Below are 18,228 nucleotides of genomic sequence, written 5' to 3'. Positions count from 1 at the left end.
GCGGTCTTTTTTATTTGGGAGTGTCAGTTAAGATTTTATCTTGATGGAATTACAGGCTGGAATTTTCTGGTCTGCAACCTTAATACTCGCGGTACCTGTATAACGCTTAGCAATGGCACGTTCTGCATCTGTTGGTGCAATCAATTTACTCTTATCCGTGTCTTTATGGTCATATATAGTGATATAAGAAGTTAGATAAACCCCATGCATATTCAACCATGAAACAGTCTTATCAGAGAAATTAGTCAAGTTAATTCCATTTGCTTCGCCATTTAGCAAATTATACACGTTGATTTTTGCGCCACTAATATTCTGTTTGCTATTCAGGGATGTAAAGTTTAAACCAAGTAAAATTCCCTCAAGTACACCAAATTTCGGATTTGAGAAAATCATACGTACGGTTACTGACTTATCATTTGTTGAGGAGTTTGCGCCGCCCGTTGTACCGATTCGATATTGTGTTACACCAAACTCATCTAAATATGTCCCATCCGCCTGTGGTTCAGCTTGAGCACAATTACCCGACATATCTGTTGCGGTTGCATCTTTTTTGATATCAGTCCGGATATCACCATGTTCATCAATCAAAATTCCCAAATCAACCGGGGCAATACTGGCATCTTGAAATCTAAACGTCAGAGTTGCATAGAGAGGAAATGCATAACGTTGTTTAGACTGGACATTGGCTTCCGTAGTAAAGACATCTTTTGGTAAATAACTTGCCGAGTTGAATTTAAAGACATCCGTTACCCCTTTATATGTGATGCCATCAATATTCTGCTGCCATAAACCTAAATCTTTTGCATTATTGAAGGGATCCGTACTTTTAGCTTTAGTGAGTTGGCGATAAACCGCTTCAGTACTGGCAATATTCGTTCCATTGATCAACTTGCCTTGTGTAATTAATAAATCCTCAGCAGAATTATTATTCAACATGAAACGTAAAGGTTGCCCAGGGTTAATCTCTTGATTAATCAAATTAAACCAGTTTTTTTGTGGCTGAACTTGCATTTTCTCTGGTTTCGCACTTCCAATTAATGCAAGAGGTGGAGCAACGACATTATTGGTGATAATCGGGTTGCCTCGCCATTGTTGACCATAACCGAGGATATAACCTTGACGATCTGTCAATAACTCAAAACGTCCCATAGAGTGGCGTAAGGTTGCACCTTTTCCATCTGTAGCATTCAGACAGTTTGCATAAAGGTCTCTGTTACATCCAAACAGACCATCTGGGAATACGCCACTTCCTTCATTTGGCGTTTCGATGACAGCACCATTACTTCCAGCCTTAAATAGAGGTAACTCCGCATACCATACGCCGACCTGACTTAAATTGAGTAATTGAGTCACGAGAGTTAAGGCCTGTTCATCAGTAATTTCACTCACATCAAGCCAAGGTTTCAGAATTTCTGCATATGCCCCACTACTGAGTTCATTTACACCAACATCCTGAGATATTTCTGCAAGCTTATTTTTCTTTTCCTTTGTGAATTCAATCTGCTGAATATCACCAATCACATTACGCTTGTCCACTACACCCTGACTCTGGAGAATTTTAACCAAAGCCATTGCCACACGTATTGTTTCATCCTCTGCACTTACACTTGCTGGCGTTTTCCCAGTGAGGCCCATTGCTAAATCAAGAATACGAATTCGGGAATAAGCGGCTGTTTTGAGTTTGGTGATCTTATCTAGTTGCACTGAACCTAGATTAATTTTACGTGCACTGGTCTCACCTTGAAGATAGAAAGTAACAGTATCCCCCAACTTACAGGCACCCGTAGCAAGATTGCCTTCCATTTTTGTTGAAAAATGATTGAATTTATCTGAGCTACAATCGAAATTAAGCCCTGCGATCGGATAATCCAGCACAAACTGTAAACAAGTATCTTCTTTTACATTACAACTGGTATTTGAAGTTACACCTTCAACACCTTTGGTTGGGTCTTCATTAATTTTAGCACTTTCACCACCACAACCATGTAACATCAGTGCAAGCGTAGATACTGCAAAAGGTAATAATATTTTCTTATTCATACATTTCAATCCTGTTAATGCTTACTTTAAAGCAGAGATCCTTATCTGACCTTGATTTGATAATTCGCTTTCAGGTACATCAATTGCTGAAGCAAGTGGTGTCATCATCAGATATTCAGCTTTGGGTGGAATTTTTATCACCCCCTGAATCGCAGAATGTTGCAGCAGTGTGGTGTTCACCACGTTATTTTTAAATCCACTTACCGCCTCCTGTGCACAGCCTTTTTCATCCAGGAAGACCACCAATGGCCAATAATAAACAGGCTTTTCATTACTTGAGGCATAAGATGCAATTTGCATATATTCTACGGAATGATCCAGCTTGACCACCTCATATTCAAATTTTTCTTTTAAGGGCTTCCTCGGCCAGACACCAACTTCTTTTTTAGGCGTTAAAGTCTTAATTGATTTCTTATAATCCTTTAAGAAACAACGATCATTTTCAAAAGTTGCTGCCAAGTCCTCAGCAGATAAACGAATATAAGTACTCGATAAAACAATTGGTGCTTCAGGCTTAGGATTTCGATTCAGCAATCTATTGAGCATCGACTGGTTTACACCCTTTTTACGCTCAATTGTTTCCATACGTCCAGTTCCATCAGGCATGGTATAAAAACGTTTTTTGCCGTCGAGATTAAATTCTTGATCTTCTAGATATTCATTATTTACGTATTCTACGCCATCAATTTTAGAAAGCGGTGCTGATGTAGAGTTCTCAACATTCACAGCATCACTAGATTGTTGACTTGATACCACGACTTCTTTCTTATTCGGTTTTTCTGATGTTAAAGATGGTTTAGCCGAAATAGTAGGCTCAATATGAACGGGATGAAATTTTTGTGATGACGTCACTGTTGGTAGTGCTGTTTCTGCCACAGGTGGCTGTGGTTGCTCTTTTTTAACCTCAACTATTTTTTTCACTTGTTTAGCTGATGCAGGTGCAATGACAGGAGGATGGGAAACACTTGCATCGGTATTTTGTTTTTGTATTGAAGGCTCTTTAGGCATTACCATTGCAGCAGCTGGCTGGGAAGAAACAACCTCTTTATCTTGCTGCTCTTTCTTCACCACCACTGTTTCTACTTTCTCAACCTGTGTAGCCTTTTCTTGCTTTTGCTGAACTGGCATCGTTTTTACAGGCTGAGATTGTTTTTTCTGAGGAATAATCATTGGCCGACCATCTGGACCAATGATTGTATAGAAACCCTCTTCTGCATACACAGCTCCCCCGCTTGACAAAACAACGAACAAGGTCACGAGCAAAGGCTGTTTAATCATTTTATACATTACCATTTTGTTCTATAGTTAATGCCAAGTAAGGTGACTTTGGTATTTGTTTTTACATTTAGGCCTGCATACGGGTTTAATAAGATATTACCCACCCCGGTCTGATTCGATAAACTACTGGTATTAGCTGGAATATCATCCCGGCTGCGTAAGAAACCTAAGGACAAATCCAGATCAGTATCCTGATCAAAACGATAACCAATCCCTAAACCAAATAACTGCGCATTGTTAATCGGTACCATGGTATTTCGTTTGTCATCAGGAATAGAACTTGTACGAGGCTCATATCCCATTCGTAATTTCAAACGATCTGTCGCAGAATATTCAAAACCGATCCCCCAGCGCCAAGAGGACTGGAAGCGTAATGGTAAAGCCAAAGAGCGGTCTGTCACATCATTGGATAATAGCTTAGCCACTTTAAGTAAGGAGATTTGCCGGTCAAACTCAAATCTAAATTTGTCCCAAGCAGAGAAGTCTGTCCAGCCGACGTCAAAATTCATTTGCAAGTCTGGGAATATTTTATATTTGATCCCTGCTTTAAAGTGCTGAGGGTATTTGAAATCCATCGCAACTAATCCAGACTCCACATTTGGAACATAACCAGGCAAGCCCAGAATCGCAGCAAGAATCTGCCCTGTTGCAGATGAGTTTAATCCTGCAACCAATTGTTGAGGAGCAACAGCATTATTAATTAAATATTTGCCTTTTAAGCGCATTTTGGCTTCACTTTGATATACCATACCAAAGCTAAAGTCATCAGTTGGCTCCCAAAGTAGGCCTAAGTTATAGCTTGGACTTAAGGACTGTTCCAAGGAAACATCCATGGCCCCCATTTTATTAAACGGGTTCATCCCTTCTTTGGCATTACAAATCCCGAATAACAATAAATCTGTAATAATATCGCCGTTGTCTTTAAATGGCCGACAAACAACCTCATCGACCATACGTAATACGCCGATCATTTCATTCGGGAAACGTAAATCAGTTTTCAGGGCAATCGCCTGATAGGACATACCGAATGAAGCACCAAGTGATAAATGATCATTCACCTGATAACCAAAAGACGGCGATAAATAGGTAATACGCTCTAAGGCAACTTGTTGCCCCATATAGTTACTCGGGTTGCCATCTTCCGCGCCAAAACCAGCAACTAAAGGAGCATATACTGCCGTTGCATAGGTTACTTTCGAGCCAGGCGGCTTATAGGAAATCCCTGCGGTAGGCGCAACTAAAGGCGAATTTGGTCCTAAATCAACAATTTTCTTGAGAATTGGAACATAAATACTGGCATATTCGACGTCCCCATGCACTGTACCTTTAAAGTCGGTACAGATATTGGAATCAATTTCAGGGCCATCATTACAAACCAATGGATCATCAGAGTAACCAAACACGTTATAGCCCGCTGGTGCTGAATAATCCCGTTTAATCGCGAAATTTGCCAGAATCCCCTGTACATCGGTTTGTAAACCATCTAATTTCGCAAGTGCTGCAGGATTAAAATGCACTGCACTAATGCCTGGTGGATCTGCCGTTACGGCATTTCCTAAAGCAAGCGACCTTAAGTCTACAGATAAGTCTTGTCCTAACTGTGCATTGGCAACAGTAGATAAACCAGCAAAAAATATGGCTATCGTTAAAGGACATAATTTAAGGTGTTTCACCATTACATCTCCTTAACGAATTTTTTTGCCAAAACCTATAATATCAAGTGGGAAAGATAGACCGAGTGATACATCTGGCGCATCTTCAGTTAAACCGATACCAACCGTACCATTGACAATCGTTTCAGGAGACACACGAACCCCTAAAGCAAAAGACAGCATGGCACTACTCTGATCCCCAGATTCGTAACTCTCACCATTTGAGAAATAGAATTTTGCGCCAGTATTGAAACTTTGTTGATATGACATGGTGAGTGACACGTCATAGTTAAATGAATAGGCAAAACCAAACGCAAAGCCACCACTCACACCTGGATCAAAACTCTCTAATGTTCTTCGACCTCGAGCTTGGTCTAAGCCGGACTCTTTAAAACCATAATTGACAGATACGGAACTAAATAATACAACTGGATCAATATATTTACGGGTACTTGCACCAACCCCGGCCGAATAATACCCCTTACCGGTTGAAAGTTCATCGATCCCAATTTCATAAGGGCTATCACCCGTTTTGGTCGATAAACTTCCGAATAGTACTAAAGGTAAGCGCCCTTGTTTTAGAGGAAATGGTTCCCAACGTGCCCCAAAGTTAATGTCACCCAAGCCCGCTGCGGTTTTATCTTTTAATAATTCTTTTTTTGCTACTAGAGGTAAAGATGCGGATAAAGTTAAATTATCCATTAAGCCATACTGCACCGTGAATGTGTTAGTTAAGGTATGGTTCGCATCTTCTTCAAATCTTAGGTTATTTAAGCTTCCATCCTCCATAGAGGCATCGACACGAGTATCACGATAGTAAGTATAGTCAATGTCATAGTAAGATGAAAAAACACCTTTTTTGATGAGCGAGTACTGACGTTCATTCGAGGTAAAGACTTCTTGCAGGTTAGTTTCTTGAGTTGCATCTGTTTCTTTTTTCTGCAATGCACTCGCTGCTTGATCAGCCTGACTGGTTGCTATTGCTGGTGAAACGGGACTCGTCGTCTCATCCACCGGCGGGCTGGTTGTCTCAGTGCTTACAGCTGCTGCTTCATCTGTTTGAGATGCTGTAGATTCAACTACAGGTTGCTGCTCCTCTGCTGCGTAAAGTGTTGATGTGATTGCGCCTAAACTCAACGCCAACACAGTCATCTTCATCCATGTATGATTCATTTTACTTTGCATCCTATTACATTAATTTTACTGATTTTTATTAACTACTTCCGCTTGTAATATAAGCGCATATATGTCGTAATTGGTTGGTTATAAGTATCTGAGGTAGAATTCGTATCCAGCACCCGACGCATAGTTGATCCTTTGTCTGCAAGTTTCTCAAACTGTTGAGTTGGATATTGAATGTCAGCAAGGGCATATCGATTTACAGTTGCATCTTCCACATGACGCATATCGGAATCTTGAAGTGCCAATAAATTCTTTTGGTACTGTTGAGGTATATCAACAATAAATAATGTATTGTTATCCCAGATTTCTTTAAATCGAATCTCGTCAAAGCTGATATTGCCTAAAGCAGGATCAGCGACATAAACTCTTCCATCTTTATATGCTTTATATACTACAAAATGTTTAAAACCAGCATAGGTAATAGGAACAATTGCAGGTTGTTTTAATGCAGTTAGATCAGAGAATTCACCGCGGTAGCCCCCACTTGCCAGGCCCAAAGCTGAAACAAAACGTTTCATATCTAACAAGGAAAAACTACGGCGCTCGATAATACGTTGATATTCCCCATATTGAAGCAAACCGGTCATCGTCTGTTGTTCAGTCAAGCGCAAACCACCATATCCATTTAATAGCGTGGTTAAGGCTGCAGATCCGCAACTATAGTCATACGCTTGGCGTACAATTCCTCTGAATTGATCTTCAACAGCTGGTTTAATCACTACGGCTTCGCGATGATTACGCGTAAAAGAAGGATTACGGGAATCGAGAGTTTCTGTGTAATGCACAGTCCCCTCTGGCTTTTTCTCAATTTCAAAGGCTTGCGTTGTAAAGTAATACATCAATGCTGAGCCTAAAGCGATCTCTAACATAAGTCTCTTTTTCTAACTATGGCACAACTTGCCTTATTCGTTTTATTTTAGTGTTTAAAAACACTACATCCCTGTTTGTTGAAGATACCTTTTTTTATAGAAAAAAACAGCTTTTTTTTAGTTTTTTTTGACGAAATGTAATGAAAAATAGAATTAAGTAAAGTTTTAATAAACGATTGTGATTAACGCAACATTTCTCGTTTTTTCCTTTAATTATCGATAATTAAAATAAAAAAAGCGCACATTGTGCGCTTTTTTCTGAAGGAAACTTAGTGACCAGAAATCGTGATCATCGAACCTTTTACATTTGCAGTACCGTTGTTGTAGTAAGTTTGTAGACCTTGAACTTCAACATCACCAATTGACTTGGCATCTTTACTGCCTAAATGTACACCTTTAATGTACGCATCAGTTGCTGGAGTTGTGTCGCCAGAACCTGTAATGATGCGTAAATAACCATTATTTGTACCTTCTTTACCAACTACACTTACTTTAGCATTTACAGTTAAGTCAGCACCTGAAGCATCAGAAACTTTAATGCTATCAAGATAGATTTGACCAGCAGCACGGTTACCCGTAGTACCATCACCTGAACCTTGCTTCGTTGAGCTATCAACGATACCAAGATCTTTCAGTTCCAGACCACCTTTCATAGTTGTATTCAATACAATCATTGCACCTTGTGGAGCAGCACCTAACTGGATATTTGCACTTGTTAAACCAGTTTTAACTGTTAAGCCTGATAAAATTGCATTGTAATTCGCATCATCATTACCACGGCGTACCGCTGTAGTGCTTGCAGCATTTGAGCCAGATACACCAATCTCACCCACGTAAATATCGAGGCCAGAAACTGCAGCAGCAACATTCAAGAATGCACCGTTGGTACCGGTCCCTTTATCTGTATCAATCACTAAATCAGCAAGGTTATGAGATGCTAAAGCACGAGTAGTATCAAGCGCTGTGCCAGCAGCATTCATTGGCGCATTAATGACAATACCATTTGCTGCAGTCTGACCAGTACCATTCGCTTTAATAACGATCGCGCCAGCTTGGCCTGTACCACCAGCAGTAGTCGCTAAACCATCGTTATCATGAATTAAAACTTTTTCGATTTCGACTCTAGAAATCCCTAGACCGATATTAAGACCATCTTGACCTGTTGCAGCGCTTAGTGCAGCATCATCCATTGACTGCATAGCCATTGCATTTGCGCTAATCGCCATTGAAGAAACTAAAACAAGTTTAGTAAACATTTTCATTGAGCACTCTCCCAAGAGCATTTATTTTTTGACTTTCACTACTCTAAACTGTCCACGGTCGTTTTTTTATTAATGACAACTAGAACTTCCAATCCTTGAGTAGTTCGCTTAGCAATTACTAAATTACCTGTTTGTTATTTTATGTTCAACTCCTGTTAACTGCTTTTTAAGTACAACCCGATAAACGGCATATAAATCACTCACTTCCATATCTAAAAAAACGACGGTAAATAATTGTAACTTTTATTTATTTTTCACTTTTATATGCAACAACTTACATGCATCTACTCACTTATGCCCATTTATCCACGCACCAACCCATGGTTACAAGTGTATACAAAAATGCGTTTTTTAGTATTTGGGTGATTAGCCTATCACTCGCGCCCTAAAGCCAATATGAGTTCTCGCTCTTACCAAGAAATTGCTGGTTTTTCACGCCACCAAGCTATAAATGTCAGACCCGTGATTTTGAATGTAGTACAATTCACTCCTCCAAATGTATCTGTAAGTATTTTCGTTTTTATGTCTTATTTTCAGCAAAAGCTTAACACGCAATTCACTTCTGCATTTGATCTTCTTGCACAACTGTATGACCTAACAGGTTTGGTCTACTTATATGACCACAATACCCCCATTATTGCGTTTTTACCGCAAGAATTTTTAATTTTCCAACAATCCCAATTAAAACAATTTCAACAAATTCAATTTAATCAATATCAAATGAGACCCGACGCGTCATTACTTACCGCATTTTCAAAGTTTAAGTCTCCCTCAGAGACATCTGATACTATCGCGTTTAACGGTGGCTATATTGGCTTCTTTAGCTATGACTATTGCGCAGATCAATTTGTAGACGTGAGTTCACGTCATCAGGCTGGTTTTTTTCTGGGTCAATATTCAACTTTTTTAAAGTATGAGAATGATAGCTGGTATTTTCACAGCGATGAGCAACAAGCCGAGCTCATTTTTCAGCAGATCTCTGATCTCATCAATCAACCTATTCAAATGCCACCAGCACTTTGTCTACTTGAGAAGTGTCAGTCCCGTTGGTCAAAACAGCAGTATTTACAGGCCTTTCAACAGGTACAGGAATACATTAAAGCAGGCGATTGCTATCAAATTAATTTGACTCAAGAGTTTACCACCCATGCACAGGGCTCACTGTTAAGCCGTGCCAATGATTTATGGGAACTGACCCATGCACCCTACGCGGGCTACCTCAAACTCGATGACTTCGAATTATTGAGTTGCTCACCTGAATTATTTATCGAGTTTCAGGCTGATCGAAAAATTAAAACACGTCCGATCAAAGGGACCATGCCGCGCTTTGATGATCCACAACAAGACCAAATTTCAAAAGACAAACTCAGCCATTCTAAAAAAGACCAAGCTGAAAATGTCATGATTGTCGACCTTTTGCGTAATGATCTCAGTGTCTATGCAGAAACAGGTTCAGTCCAAACCACCAAACTCTTCGAAATTGAAAGCTACAATCAAGTCCACCATATGGTGAGCGAGATTACAGCGAGCTTAAAAGCAGACATCAATCCGATGCAAATGTTATTGTCAGCGCTACCTGGCGGTTCAATCACTGGTGCACCGAAAATTCGGGCCATGCAAATCATTGAAGAGCTTGAAGGTGCACCACGTGGGGCTTATTGTGGCAGCTTGGGTTATTTTAATTTCGATGGTACAGGCAGCTGGAATATCTTGATTCGTAGTATTCAGAAATATCAGGATCAATTATCCATGTGGGCGGGTGGTGGCATCACCATTGCGTCTGATGCAGAAGCAGAATATCAGGAATGCTTTGATAAAATTTCTGCCATGCTAGATTTACTCAATACATGGCAGATTTCTGAACAATAAATGTCAATACAGATTTATAAAATTTGCGTTTTAAGCGTTTCCACTAAACGCTGATTTTGCTCATCGGTCCCAATCGTAATTCGCAGGAATTGATTAATGCGTGGTTTATTGAAATAACGCACAATAATGCCCTGCTCTCGCAATTGCTGGGCCAACTGCGCAGCTTCATGTTGTGGATGTGTGGCAAAGATAAAATTAGCTTTCGATGGCAATACCTCAAAGCCTAAAGCAACAAGATCACCGACCAGTTTTTCCCGGCTTGCAATCACTTTGGCACATTGCGCTTCAAAATAAGCCTGATCTTCAAAGGAAGCCACCGCTGCTGCAATGGCAAAACGATCGATTGGATAAGAGTTAAAGCTGTTTTTCACGGCTTCAAGTGCCCCAATCAAATGCGCTTGTGCAATGGCAAAACCAACACGTAAGCCCGCCAATGAACGTGACTTGGATGTCGTTTGGCAAACCACTAAATTGTCATAGCGATTGACCAGTTGTACTGCGGATTCGGCACCAAAATCGACATATGCTTCATCAATCACCACCACTCGATCTGGGTTTGCCTTCAGCACGTGTTCAATCTTATCTAAACCCAGCGCAATACTGGTGGGTGCATTTGGATTGGTGATGATAATCCCGCCATTTTCCTGCGCATAATCCGATACATCAATTTCGAATTTTTCATTCAATGGAATCTGCTTGGTCTGCGTTGCAAAGAACTGGCTATACACCGGATAAAAACTATAAGTAATATCCGGATAAAGAATTGGCTCTTTCTGGATAAAAAAAGCTTTAAAAATATGTGCTAAAACTTCATCCGAACCATTACCAACAAACACTTGAGTTACATCAACCTGCTGCTGTTTAGCAATCGCCTGTTTTAAAACCGTCGCATCAGGATCTGGATATAAACGCAAAGCATCGGCCTGTTCAGTTAAAACGGCTTGCACAGCCTGCACCACTTTTGGTGATGGTGGATAGGGGTTTTCATTGGTATTCAGTTTGAGTAAATTCTGAATTTTAGGTTGCTCACCCGGTACATAAGGCTCTAATTCACGAACCTCTGGACTCCAAAAACGCATTTGTTCTGCTGTAAACGTCATTTTATTTTCTCTTGCTGCCCTCTCCTAACCTCTCCCAAAGGGAGAGGAATCTTCAAACTTATTTCACCTGTAGCGTGATAAGTCCCCTCTCATTTCAGGAGAGGGATAGGGAAAGGTTTATATTTATTATAGTGCTAGACCATAGCACTCACTTCTAACTCAAACCTCATAACGATAACGGGCTGAGCGTGCATGGGCATCAAGATTTTCTTGGACTGCCAAAACATCGGCTGCTTTTGCCAAGCTCTTCACGCCCGCTTCAGAGCACATGATCAAGCTAGAGCGCTTCTGGAAATCATAAACACCAAGTGGCGAAGAAAAACGTGCTGTACCTGATGTCGGCAGGACATGGTTTGGTCCTGCGCAATAATCACCAATGGCTTCTGGCGTATAACGTCCCATAAAGATTGCCCCAGCATGACGAATCTCCTGACTCATCAGCTCTGCATCATCAAGACATAACTCCAGATGCTCAGGTGCCACCTGATTAATCAGTTCAACTGCTTCAGCTCGGTCTTTTACCAGCACCAATGCACCGCGATTTTGAATCGAGGTTCTGGCAATTTCTGCTTTTGGCAATTCACTTAAATGCTTTTCAATCGCAGCTTCAACTGCATTGAGCAACGCTTCATTCGGGGTAATGAAAATGGCTTGTGCAACGGTGTCATGCTCTGCTTGAGACAACACATCCATGGCCAACCATTCAGCATTATTTTCACCTTCGGCATAGACCAAAATTTCCGAAGGTCCTGCAATCATATCAATACCGACTTGGCCAAACACCGCACGTTTTGCGGCTGCAACAAAGCGGTTGCCAGGTCCTGTAATTTTATCCACCGCAGGAATGGTTTGTGTCCCATAAGCCAATGCCGCCACAGCTTGCGCGCCACCAATGGTAAATACGCGGCTTACCCCAGCCAAATAAGCTGCAGCTAATACCAATGGATTCAGTTCACCATTTGGTGCAGGAACCACCATGATAATTTCTGGGACACCCGCGACATGTGCTGGCAAAGCATTCATTAACACTGATGAAGGATAAGACGCCAAGCCACCCGGTACATAGATTCCAACACGATCCAGCGCTGTGACTTTCTGGCCTAAGGTATTCCCCAGCTCATCAACATAGGTCCAGCCTTCCTGCTTTTGTGCCTGATGGAATGAACGGATACGTTTTGCTGCCAGTTCCAGTGCTTCACGGATTTCAACACTTAAGCCTTCAAATGCCGTTTTGAGCTGTGCCTGAGTCAGTTCTAAATCAGAGAATTGATGCGCGGGATGTCGATCGAACTGTTGTGTTAGTTTAAGCACATGATCATCACCATGCTGACGAACATCAGCAATAATCTGATCTACAGTTTGTATAAGTTGAGGATCATTCACGGTTTCAAATGCTAAAAGTTCAGCAAATGTCTGTTTAAAATTTTGATCCTGAGTCGATAAACGTCGCATCAATTTACCCACAAGGCGAAAAAGAGAACGCTAAGTTTACTCTTTTTCAGTACGCTTGTGGGCAAGATAACATCAGCTTTTCGGCTGCTGTTATAGGAAAAAACATTTAATGATAAGAGATCTATAAGTTTTAAGTACTTACATCCGGATTATCCCAATCCGCATCGGCCTGTATCAGCCAGTTTAAAGCGCCATGACGCTCCAGAACTATGGAAGCATTTAAATTTGCAGGTGCATGCTGCTGTTTTAATCGCGCATCAACACATGCCCAGTCATAACGATAGATCAGATCTGCCTCATCCAGAATCTCTTCGATATGTCTTAATTTCACCTGCTGCATAAATTCCTGCAATGAATCACAGCCTGATACCACCTGAATGGCAAAATCACAATCTGCGATTTCATCTGGATATTTCAACTCTTCGACAATCCCCAACGCCCATAGCAATACCCAATAGGCTTCATACTTCCAGATCATATTGACAATCTCTTGCTGTGAAGCATTTCGATTCAATATGTTTTTTTCTTTAACAGTTAATTCATCAGTAACTTCAAACTTATTCAATAGATCGACAATAAAATCTTCTGTTTCTTGATCAAATTGGTCTTGATCCAGATCACATGCCACCTGAATCATCAGTAAACATGCAATCGCACGCTTGGCAATGCGCTCAGCAGAGCGCTGGATCACGTCATCACTTGATTCAATATGAGGCAACCAGTCGATATAAGGTATAGCTTTAGCTTTTAATTTTAGAATAGATTCTTGTTTACGCTGCAGTGGATTTTTCATTGTTCCTGACATTTTCAACACATCATTAGCTTTTTTAACATAGCCTCAGCTCAGAAACAAAGGGACTATATCCCCTACATAATCTTCAAATGTAAAAAAACCGCTCATGAGAACGGTTTCTTAATTTGATGCACAACAATCAGTTTTGACGTGCTTTAATCGCTTCTTCAAGTTGCGTCAAAATCGGATTGAGCACCGCCTGTTTACGTTTAAAGCTGGCTTTGTTCACAATCAGACGAGAAGAAACCTTACAAATTTCTTCCAACGGCTCCAAGCCATTGGCACGTAAAGTATTCCCCGTATCCACCACATCGACAATGTAATCACCTAAACCAACCAAAGGCGCAAGCTCCATTGATCCATATAGCTTAATCACATCCACCTGCTCACCGAGGCTTGCATAATATTGACGGGTTAAGTTGACGTATTTGGTCGCGATTTTTAAACGGCCTTTTGGACGTTCCATACCGACTTTACCCGCTGTCATTAACTTACAATTGGCAATTTTCAGGTCAAGCAACTCATACACATGTTGGGCACCATGTTCCATCAACACATCTTTACCCGCTACACCAAAATCTGCTGCACCATTCTCAACATAAGTCGGAACATCAGAAGCACGTAAAATCAAAATACGGACTTTCTTGTGCGTGGTAGGAAAAATCAGTTTGCGTGATTTATCCGGATCTTCAAGTAAATTAATACCCGCCTTTTCAAGCAAGGGTAAAGTTTCCTTTAAGATACGACCTTTACTGAGTGCTAAAGTTAAACCATGATCAAAATTGCCCATTACGTCAAAATTTGGATCATCGTTTCTTAAGTCATTCATCCTTTTACTCGCTTAATCTGCGCACCTAAACTTTGCAATTTTTCTTCCACATGTTCGTAGCCACGATCAATGTGATAGATACGGTCAACCAATGTTTCGCCTTCAGCAACCAAAGCCGCTAAAACCAGTGAAAATGAAGCACGTAAATCCGTCGCCATGACAGGGGCAGCTTGCAGTGTTTCCACACCTGTAACCACCGCATCATGTCCTTCCACCTGAATATTGGCACCCATACGTGAAAGTTCCGGGACATGCATGAAACGGTTTTCAAAAATCGTTTCAGAGATCGTTGCAAAACCACGGCCAATCGCATTCACCGCCATGAGCTGCGCTTGCATATCGGTTGGAAACTCTGGATGCGGTAATGTTCTAAAACTCACCGCTTTCGGACGTTTGCCTTGCATGTCCAGTTCGATCCAGTCATCACCACGCGTGACTTCTGCACCCATTTCTTCAAACTTATCCAATACTGCTTCGAGCAATGCAGGATCAGTATGCGTGGTTTTCACTCGGCCACCGGTAATGGCAGCAGCAGCTAAATATGAACCAGTTTCAATACGGTCAGCAACCACGGCATATTCACAGCCATGCAGACTTTCCACACCTGTTACCACCAGTGTATCGGTATCCAGACCTTCAATCTTGGCACCCATCTTGATCAGCATTTGCGCAAGGTCGGTAATTTCAGGTTCACGAGCAGCGTTACGAATTGTGGTCACGCCATCAGCTAAGGCAGCAGCCATCAAGATATTTTCGGTGCCACCAACGGTGACCATATCAAAAACAACTTCACCGCCTTTTAAGCGACCATCCACTGAAGCATGCACATAACCATTTTCAACTTCAATATGCGCACCTAAAGCTTCTAATGCTTTGAGATGTTGGTCGACTGGACGCGAGCCGATGGCACAACCGCCCGGTAAAGACACCTTAGCGTTGCCATAGCGCGCCAACAACGGGCCAAGCACCAAAATCGATGCACGCATGGTTTTTACCAGTTCATAAGGTGCAAACTGGTTGTCTAAGGTTGAAGCATCAGCACAAACTGTCTCACCCTCATAGCTCATCGTCACGCCAAGGCCAGCAATCAACTTAACCAATGTGTTTACATCTTTTAAGTTCGGTACATTGGTTAACGTAATCGGAGAATCAGCAAGAATCATTGCTGCAAGTAAAGGTAATGCCGCATTTTTAGCACCCGAAATGCGCACTTCACCCTCGAGCTTAACACCGCCCGTAATTAAAAACTTATCCATTAATATTTAAGCTCCGAAAAGGCTTGCTTTGCGCCATTCGTCTTTTGTCATTGCACGAATCGTGACTGCGTGAACTGCACCACTCGCGATATAAGAATTTAGAGGTGCATAAACCGATTGTTGACGAGCAACGGTACGTTTACCTTCAAACTGATCATCAACAATACGCAGGTCAAATTTGCCAGCTTGTCCGCTCACCGCTACTTCTGCTTCAGGGAAAGCTTCTTTTAAAATTTGCGTGAGCTGCTCACTATTCATTCCAAGACCTCTTATACAACCATTGGTGTAAAACGCGCTATTTTACTATAACTTTTTCACATAATTCAGTAAGCAGTTTCTTTTTTTATCAATAAAAAAAAGAGGCTTCACAAAAAGCCTCTTATATAAAAAATAAAAATTAACTCAAAAGTGCCAGTTCATGCTGGTACGAACACTGGATTTTCCGATGCTTAGCAAGCTGACGTTTTAATTTATCGGTCAATTTCCGAATCGAGGTATACATATCATCGGCTGTCGCCTGGGCAAACAGTTCCACCCCTGGCAAACGTATAATTGCCTCAGCAATATGGTTTGCACTCCCTTTGTGTGAACGTTTGTCAATTTGATGATCTTTAGCCAGCTTGATTTGCATACTATTCACTTGATCCAGATGCTTGGTCATTTGACTAAACTTTTCTTTTATATTTTCTTCAATTGCTGGTGTAATGGTTAAATGGTGTCCACGAATTGTTATTTGCATAATTCTATCCCTCACCTTTTTCTCAGGATACAAGCAATCGCTCAAGCAAATTTAATGCACATCAGTGGTTCAATATCCATTAAATCATTTCAGCGATTCCTCTAGTGATCATTAAAAAAATTCATTATTCCGTAATAATGAACCAATAGAATAGTCACACCTTAAAATTTAGATCAAGACTTTTCTTTCAGAAGATGAAGGAATATGTAACGATTCACGATATTTCGCAACCGTCCGCCGAGCTACCTCAATCCCTTCATTTTTCAACATCTCGGCAATTGCATTATCCGACAAAGGCTTACGGGGATTTTCATTGGAAACCAGCTTTTTGATCATGGCGCGGATTGCAGTTGATGACGCCTCCCCACCTGTTGTTGTCCCCACATGACTTGAAAAGAAATATTTCAATTCAAATAAACCACGCGGTGTCAGCATATATTTATTGGTTGTAACCCGGGAAACGGTGGATTCATGTAGCTCAACTTCTTCTGCTACATCACGGAGCACTAAAGGTTTCATTGCCTCTGGACCTTGCTCCAAAAAGGCGCGTTGATGCTCAACAATACAGGTTGCAACTTTTAATAAGGTTTTATGGCGTTCATCAATACTCTTAATAAAGTTTTTTGCTTCCAGCATTTGATTTCTTAAATAAACATTGTCATCACTTTGATCTGCACGACGAATCATGCCTGAGTAAAATGAATTAATCCGTAATTTAGGCAAAACATCGGGATTCAATTGCACCTGCCAATGCAAATCCTTTTTAGAAACGACGACATCGGGAACCTGATATTCAGACTCCTGTTGAGTGAATTCTAGTCCAGGATAAGGCTTGAGTGTCTTGAGTAAATCAACTGCACTTGTTAATTGTTCTTTGGTCAAACCTGTTTGTTTTAATAATTTATTCAAATCATTAGAAATCAATAATTCATAATATTTTAGTAAATTCTTGGCTTCTGCAATATAAGGAACTTTCTCATGAACAGTTTCAAGCTGGATCTTCAGACACTCCGCCAAGTTTCTTGACCCAACACCTATTGGATCTAAACGTTGAATGTGTTTTAAAACAACAATAACTTCATCTTCCTCAACTTCTTCATCACTTTCCATCTCCTGCAACAACCGAGAAACGGCAAGCAGAATATCTTCCAGTTCCGCATCCAGGAAACCTTTATCATCCAGAGAATCGACGATGCAATATGCAATAAGCTTATCTACAGTCGAAAAATGTAAGAGATTAACCTGATCTAAAATATGCTCTTTCAAACTCATTTGTGCTTGGCGATTGTCTTCTCTTTCTTCATATTCTGGTGAAGCCAAAGCAGTGGATTGATGGGTATAAATATCATCCCACTCAGTATCGACAGGTAAGTCATTTGGAAGATGGTCAGCATTGAGCTCAGTCGTTAAATCCCCTGTCTCTTGTACTTCTAAGCTAGAAAGACTTTCTGTAGTCCCCATCTCTTCTATTTTTTCAAGTAAGGGATTACTGTCTAACTGGATTTGAATTTCTTGTTCGAGCTCTAAACTGGAGAGTTGTAAAAGACGTATGGCCTGTTGTAATTGAGGAGTCAACGATAAACTGTTCGCAACTTTCAATCCAACAGATAATTTCATAGTCATTCCTTTTATTAAGATAAGCAAAAAACATGCCTATAAAAATATTTATAACATAAAAGCAATGTTTACGCATACAAGGAAAATAGGTTTCAACTGACTGATTTGTTCAAAAAACTGGCAAAAGAGCACATTTATTGTAATATTCAGCCTCTTATTCTTCTTTAATAGACTGTTTCATTTTCTTCCCCGCCAATAAAAAACACCCCCAACCGTCAGGTTAGGGGTGTTTTCAATTTAAAAGCTGGCGATGACTTACTCTCACATGGCAAGTGCCACACTACCATCAG

The 18,228-nt window shown here is 40.8% G+C and carries 15 protein-coding genes; 1 reads left to right on the top strand and 14 read right to left on the bottom strand.

The genetic code is table 11. The features are described 5' to 3' along the window. Positions 1 to 27: 27 nt before the first annotated feature. The 6 genes from filF to filA all read right to left on the bottom strand — a co-directional run bounded on the left by filF (position 28) and on the right by filA (position 8,283). Positions 28 to 2,040 (bottom strand): putative pilus system protein FilF, encoded by a 2,013-nt coding sequence (gene filF, locus ACNQO6_RS13565; protein WP_440209305.1) that lies wholly within the window; start codon positions 2,038 to 2,040, stop codon positions 28 to 30. A gap of 21 nt (positions 2,041 to 2,061) precedes the next feature. Continuing rightward, positions 2,062 to 3,327 carry a putative pilus assembly protein FilE gene (gene filE / locus ACNQO6_RS13560; RefSeq protein ID WP_440209304.1) on the bottom strand — a complete coding sequence of 422 codons (1,266 nt, stop codon included), beginning with the start codon at positions 3,325 to 3,327 and terminating at the stop codon, positions 2,062 to 2,064. Then, complete coding sequence (gene filD / locus ACNQO6_RS13555) at positions 3,327 to 4,991, bottom strand: putative pilus system OmpP1/FadL family transporter FilD (protein WP_440209408.1); 1,665 nt, start codon at positions 4,989 to 4,991, stop codon at positions 3,327 to 3,329. The genes filE and filD overlap by 1 nt, the downstream gene beginning before the upstream one ends. Before the next feature lie 12 nt (positions 4,992 to 5,003). Continuing rightward, complete coding sequence (filC, locus tag ACNQO6_RS13550) at positions 5,004 to 6,143, bottom strand: putative pilus system protein FilC (RefSeq protein ID WP_440209303.1); 1,140 nt, start codon at positions 6,141 to 6,143, stop codon at positions 5,004 to 5,006. Between the two features lie 44 nt (positions 6,144 to 6,187). Next, positions 6,188 to 7,021: a putative pilus system C39 family peptidase FilB gene (filB, locus tag ACNQO6_RS13545; protein WP_440209302.1), complete on the bottom strand. Its 834-nt coding sequence runs from the start codon at positions 7,019 to 7,021 to the stop codon at positions 6,188 to 6,190. A 269-nt stretch (positions 7,022 to 7,290) separates the two neighbouring features. Further along, a complete protein-coding gene (gene filA, locus ACNQO6_RS13540; protein ID WP_440209301.1) occupies positions 7,291 to 8,283 on the bottom strand; it encodes a putative pilus system protein FilA in 993 nt (330 codons plus the stop codon). Between the two features lie 522 nt (positions 8,284 to 8,805). On the opposite strand from filA, the gene pabB reads away from it, so the two are divergent. Next, positions 8,806 to 10,152: an aminodeoxychorismate synthase component I gene (pabB, locus tag ACNQO6_RS13535; RefSeq protein ID WP_440209300.1), complete on the top strand. Its 1,347-nt coding sequence runs from the start codon at positions 8,806 to 8,808 to the stop codon at positions 10,150 to 10,152. Between the two features lie 14 nt (positions 10,153 to 10,166). On the opposite strand, the gene hisC is transcribed toward pabB, so the two are convergent. The 8 genes from hisC to ACNQO6_RS13495 form a co-directional block, all read right to left on the bottom strand. Continuing rightward, positions 10,167 to 11,252, bottom strand: coding sequence for a histidinol-phosphate transaminase (gene hisC / locus ACNQO6_RS13530; protein ID WP_440209299.1), 1,086 nt, complete (start codon positions 11,250 to 11,252; stop codon positions 10,167 to 10,169). A 159-nt stretch (positions 11,253 to 11,411) separates the two neighbouring features. Next, on the bottom strand, positions 11,412 to 12,704 hold the full coding sequence (gene hisD / locus ACNQO6_RS13525) for a histidinol dehydrogenase (protein WP_440209298.1): 1,293 nt from the start codon (positions 12,702 to 12,704) through the stop codon (positions 11,412 to 11,414). A 130-nt stretch (positions 12,705 to 12,834) separates the two neighbouring features. After that, a complete protein-coding gene (locus tag ACNQO6_RS13520) occupies positions 12,835 to 13,497 on the bottom strand; it encodes a DUF4272 domain-containing protein (protein ID WP_440209297.1) in 663 nt (220 codons plus the stop codon). A 139-nt stretch (positions 13,498 to 13,636) separates the two neighbouring features. Beyond that, a complete protein-coding gene (gene hisG, locus ACNQO6_RS13515; RefSeq protein ID WP_005283487.1) occupies positions 13,637 to 14,326 on the bottom strand; it encodes an ATP phosphoribosyltransferase in 690 nt (229 codons plus the stop codon). Then, on the bottom strand, positions 14,323 to 15,582 hold the full coding sequence (gene murA, locus ACNQO6_RS13510; protein WP_343580529.1) for a UDP-N-acetylglucosamine 1-carboxyvinyltransferase: 1,260 nt from the start codon (positions 15,580 to 15,582) through the stop codon (positions 14,323 to 14,325). Before murA ends, hisG begins: the two co-directional genes overlap by 4 nt. Positions 15,583 to 15,588: 6 nt before the next feature. Then, the gene (gene ibaG / locus ACNQO6_RS13505) at positions 15,589 to 15,840 is read right to left on the bottom strand and encodes a BolA family iron metabolism protein IbaG (RefSeq protein ID WP_005228821.1); all 252 of its coding nucleotides are present in this window, start codon (positions 15,838 to 15,840) and stop codon (positions 15,589 to 15,591) included. Between the two features lie 139 nt (positions 15,841 to 15,979). Then, entirely contained in the window at positions 15,980 to 16,321 is a 342-nt protein-coding gene (hpf, locus tag ACNQO6_RS13500) for a ribosome hibernation-promoting factor, HPF/YfiA family (protein ID WP_004655596.1), read from the bottom strand. Positions 16,322 to 16,489: 168 nt separating this feature from the next. After that, a complete protein-coding gene (locus tag ACNQO6_RS13495; RefSeq protein ID WP_440209296.1) occupies positions 16,490 to 17,938 on the bottom strand; it encodes an RNA polymerase factor sigma-54 in 1,449 nt (482 codons plus the stop codon). Positions 17,939 to 18,228 lie beyond the last annotated feature (290 nt).

The organism is Acinetobacter calcoaceticus, from assembly GCF_051947995.1.
Taxonomy (GTDB): Bacteria; Pseudomonadota; Gammaproteobacteria; order Pseudomonadales; family Moraxellaceae; genus Acinetobacter.
The sequence above is the reverse complement of the archived record's forward strand: the minus strand, read 5'-3'. Positions and strand labels throughout refer to the sequence as shown.

Bases quoted from the DNA above. Each gene is read 5' to 3' on its own strand.
- filF (WP_440209305.1), bottom strand. From the start codon at position 2,040: ATGAATAAGAAAATATTATTACCTTTTGCAGTATCTACGCTTGCACTG.
- filE (WP_440209304.1), bottom strand. From the start codon at position 3,327: ATGTATAAAATGATTAAACAGCCTTTGCTCGTGACCTTGTTCGTTGTT.
- filC (WP_440209303.1), bottom strand. From the start codon at position 6,143: ATGAATCATACATGGATGAAGATGACTGTGTTGGCGTTGAGTTTAGGC.
- filB (WP_440209302.1), bottom strand. From the start codon at position 7,021: ATGTTAGAGATCGCTTTAGGCTCAGCATTGATGTATTACTTTACAACG.
- filA (WP_440209301.1), bottom strand. From the start codon at position 8,283: ATGAAAATGTTTACTAAACTTGTTTTAGTTTCTTCAATGGCGATTAGC.
- pabB (WP_440209300.1), top strand. From the start codon at position 8,806: ATGTCTTATTTTCAGCAAAAGCTTAACACGCAATTCACTTCTGCATTT.
- hisC (WP_440209299.1), bottom strand. From the start codon at position 11,252: ATGACGTTTACAGCAGAACAAATGCGTTTTTGGAGTCCAGAGGTTCGT.
- hisD (WP_440209298.1), bottom strand. From the start codon at position 12,704: ATGCGACGTTTATCGACTCAGGATCAAAATTTTAAACAGACATTTGCT.
- ACNQO6_RS13520 (WP_440209297.1), bottom strand. From the start codon at position 13,497: ATGAAAAATCCACTGCAGCGTAAACAAGAATCTATTCTAAAATTAAAA.
- hisG (WP_005283487.1), bottom strand. From the start codon at position 14,326: ATGAATGACTTAAGAAACGATGATCCAAATTTTGACGTAATGGGCAAT.
- murA (WP_343580529.1), bottom strand. From the start codon at position 15,582: ATGGATAAGTTTTTAATTACGGGCGGTGTTAAGCTCGAGGGTGAAGTG.
- ibaG (WP_005228821.1), bottom strand. From the start codon at position 15,840: ATGAATAGTGAGCAGCTCACGCAAATTTTAAAAGAAGCTTTCCCTGAA.
- hpf (WP_004655596.1), bottom strand. From the start codon at position 16,321: ATGCAAATAACAATTCGTGGACACCATTTAACCATTACACCAGCAATT.
- ACNQO6_RS13495 (WP_440209296.1), bottom strand. From the start codon at position 17,938: ATGAAATTATCTGTTGGATTGAAAGTTGCGAACAGTTTATCGTTGACT.